The 15,108-nt window shown below is 60.4% G+C and carries 13 protein-coding genes; 5 read left to right on the top strand and 8 right to left on the bottom strand.

Annotated features, from left to right (window positions below):
* Positions 1-13: 13 nt before the first annotated feature.
* Positions 14-2,938, top strand: coding sequence for a hypothetical protein (locus IE111_RS21240; RefSeq protein ID WP_189612644.1), 2,925 nt, complete (start codon positions 14-16; stop codon positions 2,936-2,938).
* Here IE111_RS21240 and IE111_RS21235 read toward each other — a convergent pair.
* Both IE111_RS21235 and IE111_RS21230 read right to left on the bottom strand, forming a co-directional pair.
* Entirely contained in the window at positions 2,906-3,877 is a 972-nt protein-coding gene (locus IE111_RS21235) for a formylglycine-generating enzyme family protein (RefSeq protein WP_189612642.1), read from the bottom strand. The genes IE111_RS21240 and IE111_RS21235 overlap by 33 nt on opposite strands.
* A 377-nt stretch (positions 3,878-4,254) precedes the next feature.
* Entirely contained in the window at positions 4,255-5,193 is a 939-nt protein-coding gene (locus IE111_RS21230; protein ID WP_189612639.1) for a formylglycine-generating enzyme family protein, read from the bottom strand.
* A gap of 484 nt (positions 5,194-5,677) precedes the next feature.
* Between IE111_RS21230 and IE111_RS21225 the strand changes: the two genes are divergently transcribed.
* Positions 5,678-6,406: a KilA-N domain-containing protein gene (locus IE111_RS21225; RefSeq protein WP_189612638.1), complete on the top strand. Its 729-nt coding sequence runs from the start codon at positions 5,678-5,680 to the stop codon at positions 6,404-6,406.
* Between the two features lie 55 nt (positions 6,407-6,461).
* On the opposite strand, the gene IE111_RS21220 is transcribed toward IE111_RS21225, so the two are convergent.
* The 3 genes from IE111_RS21220 to merE form a co-directional block, all read right to left on the bottom strand.
* Positions 6,462-6,980 carry a hypothetical protein gene (locus IE111_RS21220; RefSeq protein WP_189612636.1) on the bottom strand — a complete coding sequence of 173 codons (519 nt, stop codon included), beginning with the start codon at positions 6,978-6,980 and terminating at the stop codon, positions 6,462-6,464.
* A gap of 6 nt (positions 6,981-6,986) precedes the next feature.
* Positions 6,987-7,535 (bottom strand): redoxin domain-containing protein, encoded by a 549-nt coding sequence (locus IE111_RS21215; RefSeq protein WP_189612634.1) that lies wholly within the window; start codon positions 7,533-7,535, stop codon positions 6,987-6,989.
* A 112-nt stretch (positions 7,536-7,647) separates the two neighbouring features.
* Positions 7,648-7,878, bottom strand: coding sequence for a broad-spectrum mercury transporter MerE (gene merE, locus IE111_RS21210; RefSeq protein WP_189612631.1), 231 nt, complete (start codon positions 7,876-7,878; stop codon positions 7,648-7,650).
* A gap of 228 nt (positions 7,879-8,106) precedes the next feature.
* Between merE and merA the strand changes: the two genes are divergently transcribed.
* The gene (gene merA, locus IE111_RS21205) at positions 8,107-9,753 is read left to right on the top strand and encodes a mercury(II) reductase (RefSeq protein ID WP_189612629.1); all 1,647 of its coding nucleotides are present in this window, start codon (positions 8,107-8,109) and stop codon (positions 9,751-9,753) included.
* Between the two features lie 191 nt (positions 9,754-9,944).
* Positions 9,945-10,565 (top strand): class I SAM-dependent methyltransferase, encoded by a 621-nt coding sequence (locus tag IE111_RS21200; RefSeq protein WP_189612627.1) that lies wholly within the window; start codon positions 9,945-9,947, stop codon positions 10,563-10,565.
* 50 nt (positions 10,566-10,615) lie between these two features.
* Here the strand turns inward: IE111_RS21200 and IE111_RS21195 are convergent, their stop codons facing one another.
* Positions 10,616-11,167, bottom strand: a complete 552-nt coding sequence (locus tag IE111_RS21195; protein WP_189612625.1) for a carboxymuconolactone decarboxylase family protein — start codon at positions 11,165-11,167, stop codon at positions 10,616-10,618.
* A 97-nt stretch (positions 11,168-11,264) separates the two neighbouring features.
* Here IE111_RS21195 and IE111_RS21190 point away from each other — a divergent pair, with 97 nt between their 5' ends.
* Complete coding sequence (locus IE111_RS21190) at positions 11,265-12,182, top strand: AraC family transcriptional regulator (protein WP_189612623.1); 918 nt, start codon at positions 11,265-11,267, stop codon at positions 12,180-12,182.
* On the opposite strand, the gene IE111_RS21185 is transcribed toward IE111_RS21190, so the two are convergent.
* Together IE111_RS21185 and IE111_RS21180 are read right to left on the bottom strand one after the other, a co-directional pair.
* The gene (locus tag IE111_RS21185; protein WP_189612621.1) at positions 12,155-13,525 is read right to left on the bottom strand and encodes a sigma-54-dependent transcriptional regulator; all 1,371 of its coding nucleotides are present in this window, start codon (positions 13,523-13,525) and stop codon (positions 12,155-12,157) included. The genes IE111_RS21190 and IE111_RS21185 overlap by 28 nt on opposite strands.
* Entirely contained in the window at positions 13,518-15,005 is a 1,488-nt protein-coding gene (locus tag IE111_RS21180; RefSeq protein WP_189612619.1) for a sensor histidine kinase, read from the bottom strand. Before IE111_RS21180 ends, IE111_RS21185 begins: the two co-directional genes overlap by 8 nt.
* Positions 15,006-15,108 lie beyond the last annotated feature (103 nt).

Genomic DNA, 15,108 nt, shown 5'->3' with positions numbered 1-15,108 from the left:
AAAGGACACCCCTATGGATCAGGATACGACACAAGCCCGAACCGACGAATCACCCGCAGCCGACACCACCGGCAGCTCAGCTCGGGGCATTCATCATGTACACCTAACACCGGGCAGCAATTGCGTGGAACTGACGCTCCAGTGCACCGTGCCTCGGTTGTACGATGTTCTCTATTGTCCCGAACATCGCGCCCTGGTCGCCCTCGACACCAACGACGCCGAACTCATTGAGGAAGAAACCGGCCGTTACAATGCCCTGGTGACCGCCCTTCAGGATGCGCAGCACCAAAAAGAAGAAGCCCATCGGCAAAACCGCAACATCCGTCAGGCCGAACAGGCGGTGGCAACCGCCAAGGCGGAGATGGAACAGGAACTGGAACGCCTGGTAAAAGGGTCGAGCGCCCACAACAACCGGTGGTATGAGCTCCATTCTTTGCACGACAGCAAAAAGGTCTACTTCGTTCCGGGCGACCTGCTCGACCGCGATGACAACCGCCGGTTCTTTTCGCTCGAACCGGATGTCGAGGACGGCAACGCCCTGGAATCCTTCCGCCGGGACAACGGCGAGATAGACCCGGCCCGTTTCGGCGACGCCTTCAAACAAGCCAGCGCGGACATCAAGGCCGAATGGAAACTGGTGGACGACAGCGGCCAGGTAGCGTCCCAAACTTTGGTCGGCCTGGTCGACCCGATCCTCGCCGACCTGCTGGAGGATGAACTGGATGCGTTGGATGCCACCATCGCGGACTGGAACGAGGCCCTGCAATGGCAAAACCGGCAATACCAGGCCGAGCGAGATGAGGCGGTGGCGTTACTGGAGGCCGATGACTTCACACATGAGGATTTTGGCCGGGTCAGGGCGATGTGCGACTCGGTTTGGGGAGCCGACAGTCCAATAAACGGGGTCGAGTACGGCGCTCTGGAAGGCGACGACAACCAGGCCGCGCGCAGCCGGTTAGCCGGGATTGTTCGTGACAAAACCCTGCCACCCGCCGTCTGGAACGCCAGCGCCGAAGCCAACCTGATGCGCTACACCCGAGGCGTGACGCTGGGCATGAAAGCGGACCTCGCCAAGGGCGTGCTATCGGGCGAAGCCAAGGCCGAGTTCGAATTCGCTCTGGCCGAGGCGCAACTGAAGGGCGCCGTGTACTACCCGCACGACCAGGGTTATCACGTCCGCCCTCGGCTCAATACCAAAGTCACCCGAACCGAATGGCGGGTATTCGACCGATGCCTGCCAAAGGCGACGCACTTCGACCACGATTCCGAATTCATGAAGTTGGCGGACGTTGGCGAAGTGATTGAAGCCTTCGGGCATTGGGACCTGCTGAAAAGCACGGTGGACAACCGGTTCCAATTGATGATTCTCGGGCACACCGACGGGGTTGGCCCGGACGACTACAACCAGGCCTTGAGCCTGAGGCGCGCCCAGGTGGTGTATGGCTTGCTCACCCGCAACCCCGACCCCTGGGTGCGGATGTTCGAGCGGGGGCACTGGGGTGAGGCGGAACGCAATTACATGACCGAGAACTCGGATGCGATTCACGGCGACTCGCCGGCCGAAGTGGTTCGGCGTTACTTCAATGCCTGCGAACAACGCTTCCATCTTTCGCGTCTGAACCGTTCCTTGCTGCCGCGTCTGACCGAACAGGCCTTCGCCCTGAACTACCTGATCCCTCGGGGGGAACTGGACCCCGTGGTCGATACCGACGCGAGCGAGCGGCGTAACCGCCGAGTGGAGTTTGTGTTGCTGGAATTGGCCGGCGAGACCGAGGAAGAAGGCTTGCAGCGGCTGGAACTCGGTCATCTGCGCGTCAAATTGGAAGGCCATGTCGGTGGCTTCGCCGGGGTGAACCTGGGCTTGGCGGCGCAGGTCAATGTGAGCGTCAACCAAGGCGGCCTGGTCCTGGCCAACAAGGCCGATGTGGACAGCCAAGCGAACGAGGCATCTCGTGCGGGAGGCGACGTCTCGGCTGAAGCATTCATAGGCGCCCGGGTCGAGGCGGGCCTGGCGGCGGCGCTCGACTGGAAGGAACCGCCTCGGGAGACCGCCGACCCGTCGGCGGAACCGCCTGACTTCGCCTCATTGGGTACTCTGGGTTATATCGCCAGTGCCCAATTGGGTGGCGGTTTTAAAGGGCAGTTTAAGATCGGGTTTGACGACAATACGTTTCGATTTGTGGTTAAGGTCAAAGCCTCGCTTTGCATCGGCGTGGGCGCCGGTGGCAAGTTCGAATTCATGGTGGATGCCCGCCAGGTCTGGAATTTCTTCAAGTTGGTGCATGAGCAACTGCTGACGGCGGACTTTAGTTGGTTGGACTTATTCGAGAAAGACGTTTATGACCGTTTGGTCAATTGGTCCTACGAATTGATGAAAAGAGGGCTGTGGTTCCAAGGCGTTCAGCTCCGAAGCGGAACCATGATTGCGAACCAGGCCGTTCAAGTGCTTCGGGAAGTCGATCGATTGACAACATCCCTGGGGGCATATGAAGACCAATCCGAAAACCTTCACGAACTGATCGACGATCTGGGTAGCATCGAATATGCGGTACAAGCCAAATATGCTCCACCCGAGGTCAAGGGCCGCATCCTGTACCGCCTGATGGACTCGTCGCGCCATGTCTGGCGAGACTGGTCGTTCACCTGGACCGGGGTAGATGTGGACCGACCGCGAGAACGGGCGATCCGTAATCTACTGGTTCAGGGTGTCTCGACCCGGCGCGAGTTTCTGGAAGTGTTGGAGCACACCTTGGGGGCTTCCAAGAGCGGCCGCTCGGTCGGCGAGCGCTGCCTGGACGCTTCCAACGCTTTGGGGAGCCTGCTCAAATACATGAACGACGCCGAAGACCGGGAAGCGCTGCGGGACTGGTGGGCACGTCTGTCGGACCCTAGCGGCTGCGCTTGCTCAGATGTCGCCCTCGGCACCAACCCCTTCTAGCGGTAGTTCCGAGGCATCGTGGAGGGGCTCGTCACTGTGCAGGGCACAGCGGAAGCCCTCGCCGCTGCCGTCATTTTCCGGATTTCGGGGCAGGCGTCGAAAAACCAAATTCCGGGTCCAGTCTGAATTGGCCAGTCCCGAGCCGCGTGAAACCTTTTGTGTGGCATAGAGGTTATCGTATTCGGGACCTTGAGGGTCGAGTTCAGGCGATTGCTCGTAGTAACGATGGTGATACCAATCCCTCACCCACTCGTTGACGTTACCGGTCATGTCGTAAAGCCCAAGAGGGTTGGGCGGGTACCGGCCTGGCACGTCGGGAACAAATGCTTCGGCTTCAAGTGACCGATAGTTCCGGCCGGGTTCCATCTTGCCGTTATCGGTTGCGTATCGTACGGCCCGGCCCCGGCTGCGGGCAGCGTATTCCCACTGAGCCTCGGTCGGCAGGTCGAACGCCAGCCCGGTGATCTTGCCTAGCCATTGGCAGTAGTCCCGGGCACCATACCAGTCGACGCCCACATAGACGGGCCTCTCAGGTTGAACAGCCACGGCTTTGCCACGTACTTCCGCCATGGCCCTGGGCAAGCCATTGGCTTCAGTATAAACATCGTATTCGCCGTAGGTGGTCTCGTATTTGTTGATGTAATAACCGGTCAAGGTCACTTTATGCATCGGGTAACAACCGGCATTGCAACCGAAGGGTTTGCGATAGCTCTTGCTACCGTCGGCCATGGTTACCCATTCTCCGTCCGGGTCGCTTTCCGGAACTTCATATCCGATGTCGCCCATCATAAAACTGCCGCCCTCGACATAGACCAAATTGTCCAGGGTGCGTTCGATGAGAGCGTCGACGTCTTCCGGTGGTGCTGGGTCCTGACAGGCGGCGATGAGGGGCAGGCCGATCAGAAGCGTCCCTCGACATAGACTGTGTCTGGTCAACATGATGGTGGAAATCCTTTTGAAGTCTGCGGAGAGAATACCAAAGTGCGGAATGGGGTGCTGTGATCCTTTGCGCATAGGTTAGATGTCTGACATGACTGGACCGGGGTCGAAGTGGACCGTCCGCGCGAACGGGTGATCCGCAATCTAATGATCCAAGGCGTATAGACCCGTAGGGAATTCCTGGAACTCACACTGGCAGCTTCCAAAAGTGGCCGCTCCGTGGGTGATCGCTGCCTGGATGCTTCTAACGCTTTGGGGCGCCTGCTCGAATATATGAGCTATTCAGAAGACCGGGAAGCGCTGCGGAACTGGTGGGCAAATCTAACGGATCCGAGTGGCTGTGCTTGTTCAGATGTTGCCCTAGGACCCAATCCCTTCTAGCGTATCTCTGAGGCATCGGTTAAAGGCTTTTCGCTGTAAAGAGCACAACGGAAGCCATTGCCATTGCCATCATTTTCAGGTGGATCAGCAATGCGTCGGTAGACCAAATTCCGACTCCAATCCGAATTGGCAGTTCCGAAGCCTCGTGAGAACTTTTGTGTGGCGTAGAGGTTATCGTATTCGGGACCCTGAGGATCGAGTTCGGGCGATTCCTCATAATAGCGAAGGCTGTACCAATCTCGCACCCATTCGTTCACGTTGCCGGTCATATCGTAGAGCCCCAGCGGGTTGGGGGGATACCTGCCCGGTACATCGGTCACGAACGCTTCAGCCTCCCGTGAGCGATAATTCTTGCCAGTCTCTATTTTATCGTTATTGGTGGCGTATCGCACGGCGCGGCCCCGGCTACGGGCAGCGTATTCCCATTGTGCCTCGGTCGGCAGGTCGAACGCCATGCCGGTGATCTCGCCCAGCCACAGGCAGTAGTCTCGGGCGCCGTACCAGTCCACACCGATGTAGACAGGCTTTTCCGGTACAACCGCCTTGGACTTGCCACGTCGGTCTTCATGCACCATCGGCAACCCGTTGGCTTCGGTGTATACATCGTATTCACCGTAGGTGGTCTCGTACTTGTTGATGTAATATCCGCTCAAGGTCACCTTGTGCGCCAGACTACAATCAGGTCCACAACCGAAGGGCCTGCGATAACTTTCACTACCGTCGGCCATGGTCACCCATTCACCATTCGGGTCGCTCTCCGGGACTTCATAACCGATGTCACCCATCATAAAACTGCCACCCTCGACATAGACCAGGTTGTCCAGAGTGCGTTCGATGAGGGCGTCGACGTCTTCAGGCGGGGCCTTGCCCTGGCAGCCGGTCAATGGCAATACAATGCAGGCGGAAAGCAGGGTTACGATGGGTAGACACTTCATATCAGGGTAGTGCTTCCTTGGCGTATATCCGTCAGAGTGCAAGACGATGATATAGTACAGCCACCGGTTTTATGAAGGTGTGATGCGTTGCTGATTCTTGAGCTTCGTATAGGGAAGCCAACAATTGAGACGTTAGCGCCGGTGCCATTTGAAAAGGCGCCACGAGAAGGTACCGTTTTATATTGAACGCCAGGTTGGTCGTACTTTCGAATACAGTTGGGTCAGAAATTTTGCTCGGTCAAAGCGGTGCTTAATTACTTCCGAAAATCGACGCCATGTTGTCGAATAACAGTTCACAGTTCATACAAAAACTGTTGATTTTTACAGTGTTTCATGAGTGAATGGACTGGTGCGTTTTACGCACAAAAAGCCAAGTTAAAAAGGTCGCACTATCGACCGACACAGCAGAACGTTAACAAGCGCTACCTCCGGGTGCTGGAACACCCGAAGATAGCTAACCATGCAGACTGAATAGGAGTCCACAATGGCTATCACTCATGATACGTCACAACCTCGCTCGTCCCAAAATAATTCGCTCACCGTTCTCTCCCACAGCATTCGCCGACAGGGCGATTTCTATTCATTGAACGACCTGCACGAGGCTGCCGGCGGCGACCCGGCGCACCATCCCGACCGTTTTCTGGAAACGCCTCAGGCAAAGGCCTGGGCGTCCGATATGGACGAGCGCCATGGGCGGCCCTATATTCCCGCCACCCCGTCATCCGCCGAGCTGAAAAGCGGTTCCGTCTCGGTGTTTGCCCGGCGTGAACTGGTCGAGGCTTACGCGCTCTGGGTCGGTTCCGGTTTCGCTCTGGCGGTATTGCAGGCCTTCGGTTCCCGGCCCCGGTCGACGGATCTCGATCCGAAACCCCTCACCCGATACGACCTCGGTTACGTTCGCGACCTCCGGTGGGATGAAGACCGGTCGGGCGATGCCGTCTGGTGGGAGTTCGATGGGCTGGGGGCGTTAACGGCAGAGGAAGCGGTTAACCAAGGCTGGGACTTCTTCGAACAGACCCGGCAATTGGCCAGAATGAACCCGGGGGACGCGGAAATGGCGTTGAAACACTGTTTGATGCGGTGGTTTGAGGGTGGTTTCCGGGGCCGGGGTTTTCACTATTGTGAAATGGTGTTCTGCGAATGGCTGAGTCGAGCGGCCGTGGCCTGGATGGCGTCGTCGGAGGATGAGGTGTTGCCATTGGCGGCGGAGTAGGGCGTTTTCCGTCGACCTGATTCAGCCAAGGCCGGGCGTTGAACGCTCGGCCTTGTTATGTGTTGGATACCCGGCAGTGTGTGCCGGCTGCTACCCGCCTGGCGTTTTGTAGAAAAGCCACGGCCGTTAATACCAGGGCGACACTCAGAATCTCGATTTCATGAATGGCAATGAAGGCTTGCACCCTTCCGGCGGCGGCCCCGGCCAGTGCGGGAAACGCAACGGCCAACCCTCCGATCGCCAGTGGGAGTAGAGGGCTGCAGCACAGAATCGGCGTAAGCAAAGCAATAGTGGCACCACCGGCCGCCGTTCCCTTGCTGGATTTGTAACCCTGGCGAATAAGCCAGACCATCATGGACAACGTTAAGGCCAGAAACACCGATAAACCCGTCGCCAGCACGGCCAGCGAGGGTGTCAGCATCTTCAGGCTGACCCAACCGATTCGCCCCCCGGTGAAGGCGGCCGGTAACGTCGCCGCATACAGTGGCCACAAGATCAGCAACCCCAGTATCGCCGTCCGACGGCTGACGGCGTCTTCCCAAACACGCTTCAGTGCTTCCAATATCGAACGCATGGCCGGTCAATCCCCTTGTTGGTCGATGGCGAAGGTCAGGATGCGATCCATGGTCGCCGCTGGCGCACTGCTGACGTCCTGGATGCGACCGTTCGCATCGATCAGAAAATAGATGTCCGGATAGTGGCGAGCGTAATAGGCCTGGTCCAGTTTCTCGGACGCCTGACCCAGAATCCAGTTTTCCGGCTGAACGAAGTTCGATACCACCTGTTCGACGTAGGGCTGAATGTCCATGCCGGGGTACCCTCCATTCTCATAATTGCGCAACACCACGACGCGCAGCCTCAGGTCTTCTAATTGATCGGCCTGGCGATAGAGGGCTTTTACCCCGGCCGAGCAACTGGTGCACCAAGTCGACAGCAGAAATAATAAGGTCGGCTCTCCTTTGAGTTCCGCCGTGGACACAGTCATTCCTTCGGCCGTTCGGAAGTACGCATCCGGTGCTTCGGGGGCGGGCGCCGCGAACGCTCCCTGGATGGCCACGAGGCCGGCGAGAAGCAGGCCGGCGCGTCGCCGGCGCAGATCTTTTAAAACGGCTTGAACCCAGGCGAACATCGTGGTTTCTCCTCTCAAGAAGGCAATTTACGGGGTCGGTGACAGAGGCGCTTGATACAGGGGTCGGGTCGATCGGAGGCCGCCTGGAAAAAACGGCGGAAGCCCTCCTCGATCACCGGCTCCGACTCATGGCCATGTACAACGACAGCCCGAACAACGCCACCAGTAAGCCTGCCGCGACCAGGATGTAATCCATCAATATTGCACCAAAAGACGTACCCGCCAGAGCCAGGGCGACCAGCGGTAGGTGGCAGGGGCAGGTCAAGGCGGCCAGAACACCCCAGGCGTAAGTCCCGAGGGAAGGCTGTTTGTCGACACTGGATGGACGGGCTGGTTTGTTCACGACCCCCTCCAGGCGATGACGCGACTACGATTTGATTAAAGCTTAGTGCCGTACCTTGGTACGGAGTCAAGGCTCAGTGCTCCACAGAGAGATGCTTTCTCAACCAGCGTCGACCCGGGGGCTTGACTCCGTACCAAACTACGGAGCTAGCCTTGATGGTTAAGCGATTCCCGATATTCAAGTCCGGCCTTGAGAGCCTCACTAGACCGGCTAATGTGGAGAGACACCATGATTACGCTGAGCATCAAAGGCATGACCTGCGACCAATGTGCCACTCATCTGGAAGCCGCCTTGACGGGCGTGGCCGGCGTTCGGTCGGCCAGGGTGTCCTATCCGGAGGGTTCCGCCCATGTATGGACGGAAGCGAACCTGGTTGCCACGGCCCTGATCGAGGCCGCATCCGCGGTCGGCTACCAGGCCGGTGTCGTGGATAACACGGCAATCGAAACCTCCGCTCCCGGGTCCGGGCATGGGCGTTCGGACACCCCTCATATCGTCGTCATCGGCAGTGGCGGTGCCGCCATGGCTGCGGCGTTGAAGTCGGTCGAGCGGGGCGCTCGGGTAACGCTGATCGAGCGCGGTACCCTGGGCGGTACCTGCGTCAACATCGGCTGTGTCCCGTCCAAGATCATGATTCGCGCGGCGGAGATCGCTCACCGGCGTCGGACCAGCCCCTTCGACGACGGCATCGAGGCTTGCGAGCCGAGGATCGACCGGCGTGCCCTCCTGGATCAGCAGCAAACGCGGGTTGAGGCGCTGCGTGAGGCCAAGTACGAGCGCATCCTTCGCGACAGCGATGCCATCACCGTAGTAAAAGGAGCAGCGCGCTTTGTAGACCGGCATTCCCTGGTGGTGGAGACGCCCAATGGTGAGGTACAGACTGTGACCTTCGACCGGGCCTTTATCGGTACCGGCGCCCGCCCGGCCATACCGCCCATTGCGGGTCTGGACGAGGTTCCTTATTGGACCTCCACCGAAGCCCTGGCCAGCGACACCGTTCCGGATCGTCTGGTGGTGATCGGCGCGTCCGTTGTGGCTGTCGAACTGGCCCAGGCCTTTTCCCGGTTGGGCAGCCAGGTGACCATACTGGCGCGCAGCCGGCTGTTGTCCCGGGAAGACCCGGCGGTGGCCGAAGCACTGGAAGCCGCTTTTCGCGTCGAAGGCATCGAGGTGTTGAACCGAACCGAGGTCAGCCGGGTAAGGCCGGAAGAGGGCGACATTGTTCTCACCACGCCGGCCGGTGACATTCGTGCGGATCGATTGCTGGTGGCCACGGGCCGGATACCGAACACGGATTCCCTGAATGTGACGGCGGCTGGCGTGACGACCGTTGATGGCGCCATTCAGGTGGACGAGCACCTGCGAACCAGTACGCCGGGTATCTATGCCTCGGGCGACTGCGCGGATATGCCGCAGTTCGTTTATGTGGCCGCCGCCGGAGGCAGCCGCGCCGCCATCAATATGACAGGCGGTACGGCCCGGCTGGATCTCGACACTATGCCGGCCGTGGTCTTCACCGACCCTCAGGTGGCGACCGTGGGGCTGACTGAAGAGCAGGCGCAATCCAGGGGGCTTGCGACGGACAGCCGCACACTGACGTTGGACAGTGTCCCCAGGGCCCTGGTCAATGTCCAGACCCGGGGTTTTATCAAAATGGTTGCCGAACAAGTAAGCGGTCGCTTGCTGGGTGTACAGGCGGTGTGCGGTGAAGCGGGAGAACTGATTCAGACGGCCGTGATGGCGATGCGTGCACGCATGACAGTGCAGGACATCGCCGATGAACTCTTCCCCTATCTGACCATGGTCGAAGGGCTCAAACTCTGTGCTCAGACTTTTACCAAGGACGTTAAGCAGTTGTCCTGTTGCGCGGGCTAAAGGGAGAACAGCCGCGAAGTGGACGGCGGGCGCGTTCGTCCGTCCATCGCCTGCTACACTCCGACTGATCGGCACCAGCATGCAGATTAGGGTGGCTCGACACGGCACCCTCTGATGCGGTCCGCTTGTCGATGGATTAGGTGAAGGGTTCCATTTCCAAGCTCGTCCTTTCCGGACTCGGAGTCATCCAGATGCCAGTGAACCTGTACAATCGGTATGTCCTGCCTCACTTGATCAATCTATCCATGGGGGCGGAGTTCCTCCGCGACTATCGCCAACGTTCGGTGGGAAATGCTCGCGGCTGTGTTCTTGAACTGGGCGTTGGCTCGGGCATCAATTTGCCTTTTTATCAGGCCGCACAGGTTGAGCGCCTCTATGCCCTGGAACCCGAGGCCGCCCTGCTCAAACTGGCGCGGAAGCGATTCGACGAGGCTTCGTTTCCGATTGAAGTGCTGGAAACCGGTGCCGAGCGAATTCCCCTGGATGACAACACCGTCGATACGATCGTCAGCACCTGGACCCTATGCTCCATCGCGGATATCGAGGCGGCGCTGGTCGAGGCCCGGCGGGTACTCGCGCCGGGAGGTCGCTTTGTTTTTGTCGAGCATGGACTGTCGCCGGAAAAGCGGGTCGCCTTGTGGCAACGAAGACTGACCCCGTGCTGGCGGTGCTGCGCCGGAGGCTGCCACCTGGACCGCCAACCCGATGCGCTTTTGAGAAAGGCCGGTTTTCAGGTCGAGACGGTGAACAACGCCTACCTTGGCCATCCGAAATTCTTGACCTACATGTACGAAGGCCAGGCTCATCCTTGAAACAAATGGAGTCTACGGTTCGATGAAGTCGAGCAGACCGAGCCCGAATGTCAGGTATCGGCCGGCTCCCAGGCGAACGGTTCCAGCTCCGGGTTCAGACTCGGGTCGGTCATGTGGTTGCTGTAGTTGGACAGGGTCTTCATCGCCACGGCGGTCAGCACATCCATGACGTTGGCCTGTGTGAAGCCCGCGTCCAGAAAGTCCCGGACTTTTTGTTCTCCCACCCAGCCGCGTTCGCGCACCACGGATTGGGCGAAATCGGCGAGGGCGGCGTCTTCCCGGTTGTCCGGGGCGCGGCCTTCGCGCAATGCGGTGATGGTGTTCGGGTCGACCCCGGCCTTGGTGGCGCCGGCACTGTGCGCCGCCACGCAGAAGCGACACTGGTTGGCGACGCTGACCGCCAACACGCTTATCTGCACCTGCTGCGGGGTCAATGAAGACTCACCCAATAGGGCATTCAACTGGGTGTAGGCTTTCATGGCCGTGGGGGATTCCGCCAGATACGCGAACAGGTTGGGCACGAAGCCCATGGACTGTTCGACGCCCTTCATCACCTCGGCCGATTCTTTTGGCGCGCTGTCTCGGGTGTGTTCCTGAAACATGGTGTGTGCTCCTGTTGAGAAATTCAGTTCACAGGATAATGCGCGGGGTGATACGGTTGATGCTGTATTGGCTAAATAAATTGCTTGAGCGTATCAAATGACGGCCCTGGACGATTACCTTCGCCTGATTCAGCTGCACTGCGAGGTCTACCACAACCAGCAAGTATGCGGGAACTGGGTCATTGAAGAGCATGAAGAAGGGCAGACCTGCTTTCATCTGGTCTCCCACGGTCGCTGCCGTCTGGAAGTCGGACAGGCCTCGACAATTCTGGAGACCGGCGATGTGGTCCTGTTCCCGCGCGAAGTGCCGCACCGGCTGGTGCCATTGGCCGGTCGGGGGCCGGCCCGCCGACTGCCGATGACGCAGGATTGGCAGGAGGATGCCACCGGTTTGCTGTGCGCCGCCATTCAGTTCGAGCACCGGGCATCGGAACCCCTGCTGAACGCCTGGCCGACCTACCTGATCGTCCGCCGGGATGCCGAAACCGCCCGCTGGCTGATGCCGTTGCTGGAACAGCTGGTCGCCGTCAGTCGCGAAGCCGGGCCGGGCAGCCGGGCCATTGTCGATCGGTTGGCGGAAGTGGTGTTCATGCAGGTGCTGAGGCATCGGTTGTCCGATCCCGAACAGACCGTCGGTTTTGTCGCCGCATACGCCCACCCACGCCTTGGCCCGGCGATGTCCGCGTTCCACGCCACTGCGGACCAAGCCTGGACACTGGCGGAGGCCGCTGCCCGGGCGCACCAAAGCCGAGCTCAGTTCGCCCGAACCTTCAAGACCGTTACCGGTTGGACCTGGCTGCGCTACCAAAACTGGTGGCGTATGCAATTGGCCTGGTCGAAGCTGGAACGGGGAGAATCGGTGATCGAAACTGCCCTGAGTGTCGGCTACCGGTCCGAAGCGGCGTTTTCGCGGGCATTTTCGCGTCATTTCGGTTGCCACGCCGGTGCCGTTCGGCGTGCCTACCGAAACGGGAATCGCCGACCGGATCAGGATTCCTCGGACAACCACCGATAGAGCGTACGTCGGGTCACGCCCAGAATCGAAGCGGCCTGGCGTTTGTTGCCCCCGGTGTGCGCCATGATCCGGTGGATGTACTGCCGCTGGACGTCGTTCAGCGTGGGCAGGGCATCGCCGTCGGGTTCCACTTCCGGCCGTACCGGCTTTGCGTCCGCGTGCCGACTGGCCTCGCGCATTCTATCGGGCAGATCCTCGGCCTCGATCAACGGGCCGTCGCAAAACGCCACCGCCCGTTCGATGGCATTGCGCAGTTCGCGCACGTTGCCCGGAAACGGGTAGTCCAGCAAGACCTGGCGGGCCGATTCGGCCAGTCCTTCGACTCCGGCCGCGTTGGGTTGTTCGGTGGCCTTCAGGAAATGATCGGCCAGCTGCAGCACATCGTCCGAGCGTTCCCGCAGCGGCGGCACCGTCAGGGTAAAGGTCTCCAGTCGGTAGTAGAGGTCCTGGCGGAAGGTGCCGGCCTGGACCCGCTGTTCCAGATCCTGATGGGTCGCCGCCAGGATACGGACATCCACAGTACGTTCGCGGTCCTCGCCGACGCGTCTCAGCCGGTGCTCCTGCAACACCCGCAGCAGTTTCGATTGTAAGGCCATCGGCAGTTCGGCGATTTCGTCCAGCATCAGGGTGCCGCCATCGGCCTGCTGGAACAGACCGGCACGGGCCGACTTGGCACCGGTGAACGCGCCGGCGGCATGGCCGAAGAATTCGCTTTCCATCAACTCGGTGGGTATCCCGGCGCAATTGACCGCGATGAACGGCCCCTGCGACCGCTGGCTTTCGGCATGCAGGGCGCGGGCCACCAGTTCCTTGCCGCTGCCGCTCTCGCCGAGGATCAACACCGGCCCTTCGGCCTGACCGGTTCGCTGGATGTCCCGGAACAGCCGCCGGGCGGCTGGGCTCTGCCCGATGATGCCGTGAAAGTCGTCCTGTTCGAACAGCTTTCGGTAGCGGGCGACTTCCGAATCAAGCGCCCGGTGTTCCATCAGTTTGCGTATCCGGATCAGGAAATGGTCCATCGACAGCGGCTTGGTCAGGAACTCGTCCGCCCCCAGTTTGAGGGCGTCGACCGCCTGGCCGATGGTGCCGTAGGCGGTGATCATGACGAACAGCGGCGACCAGTCGCACCGGCGGCAGTGCTCCAGCATCGCAAGGCCGTCGGCGCCCGGCAGTTTCAGGTCGCTGACCACGAGTAGGGGGCGCTGTTCGTGCAATTGGGGCAGGGCGGCCTCGGTGGACTCCGCCTGGCTCACGGTAAACCCTTCGTCGGTCAGTTCCTCCACCAGCAGTTCGGCCAGATCCGGGTCGTCCTCCACCACCAGGGCGGTTCGATGTTCAGGCATGATGCTGTCCCTCCTCGGTGTCCGGATCGGTGGTGCTAAAGCTCAGTACGACCTCACAACCGCCGTCGCTCCGGTTGGCCAGGTGCAGGGTGCCGTCGTGTTCCTGAGCGACCTGATGGACGATCGCCAGTCCCAGACCGATGCCCTGTCCGGCCGGCTTGGTGCTGTTGAAGGGCTGGATCAGCTGTTCCTGCGACTGGCTGAGACCGGGGCCCCGGTCGCGCACCCGGTACGACACGGCATCGGGACCGTCTAAGGCCACCTCCAACTCGACCGAATCCGGATCGGCCTGGGCGGCGTTACGCAGCAGGTTAACCAAGGCCAGCGTGACCCGGTCCGCGTCGACCGGGATGTCCGGCAGGTCGTCGTCAAGTATCAGGGTCGGGCCCGGCCTGGATTCGGGCCACTCCGGTGAGACCTCGTCCAGCGCCCGGCGGGCCAGCCGGGCGGGGGGCACCCGGGTCCGCGCCTGGCCTTCGGGACGGCAGTAATCCAGCAACTGGTGGACGGTGCGGTTGAGTCGGTCCACTTGCCGTTCGATTTTCTCCAATTGTCGCAACTGCTCGGGCGAGAGTGGATGGCGTTCCCGCAGTCGGCGCGCCCGGCCGGCGATGACACTCAACGGCGCCCCCAACTCGTGGGCGACACCGCTGGCCATGCGCCCGATGGCGGCGAGCCGTTCCTGGCGCTGCAGGCGCTGATTCAGGGCCTGTTCCTCCGCCCGGTGTTCCGCCAGCCGATGTTCCGCTTGTTGCAGACCATCCAGCATGCGGTTGAACGTCGTACTCAGCAGTTGCAACTCGCGCGGTCCTCCGGCCGAGGCGCGGACGGATCGGTCACCGCTTTCGACACGACGCATCGACCGGACAAGATCCCGGACATGGCGTCCCACGCCGCGATAGTGACCCAACAGAACGATCACGGCCATCGACGCGGTCGCCAGAGCCCAGCCGCTCCAGGCGCGCCATTGCATACGATCCGTGGCCTGATCGAAATCGCTTTCGCGTCGGGTGATCTGCACCAGGCCGCTGATGTGGCCGCCGGCGGTATAGACCGGCAGGAACTGGGAAAACACACTCTTGCCGTCGATCTCCCGGTAGCGTTCCTGGGTTTCGCCACTGTCGAAGGCATCCTGAGCCACGCGGCTGTTGTTCAGCGTGTTGTCCGACGTGCCGATGGAGGCGATTGGCGTGCCGTCGGTGTCGAACACTGTGGCGCCATAGACCCGGCCGATGGTGAAAATGGAGTCCAGTGCGTTCTGGATCTCCTCCAGGTTGCCGCTGGCCAGGCTCTCGCCAATCGGCAGGCGCACAGCCCGGGCCACCAGGTTCAGTTCTTCCTTGAGGCGCTGCTCTTCGAGTGGGGCCGCCACTTGCAACCCCCATTGCACAGCCAGGGCGGAGATGAGGGCCAGTGGAAATACCACCCAGGCCATCATCGAAAAATGCAGAGCCCTGACGACCGGAAATTCAGTTCGCATGCCCACTTTGTCATTGCCAGAGTGTTTATTAAGGATACAGGGTGTATCGAAAGTATTCACTTTTGGTGCGCGTAAACGGGGATTAAATACTCTAGCGGTGTCT

Origin of the sequence: Saccharospirillum salsuginis (genome assembly GCF_014651855.1) — a bacterium.
GTDB classification, from domain to species: domain Bacteria; phylum Pseudomonadota; class Gammaproteobacteria; order Pseudomonadales; family Natronospirillaceae; genus Saccharospirillum; species Saccharospirillum salsuginis.
Note: the sequence above shows the minus strand (reverse complement) of the source record. Positions and strands in the feature narration are given on the sequence as shown.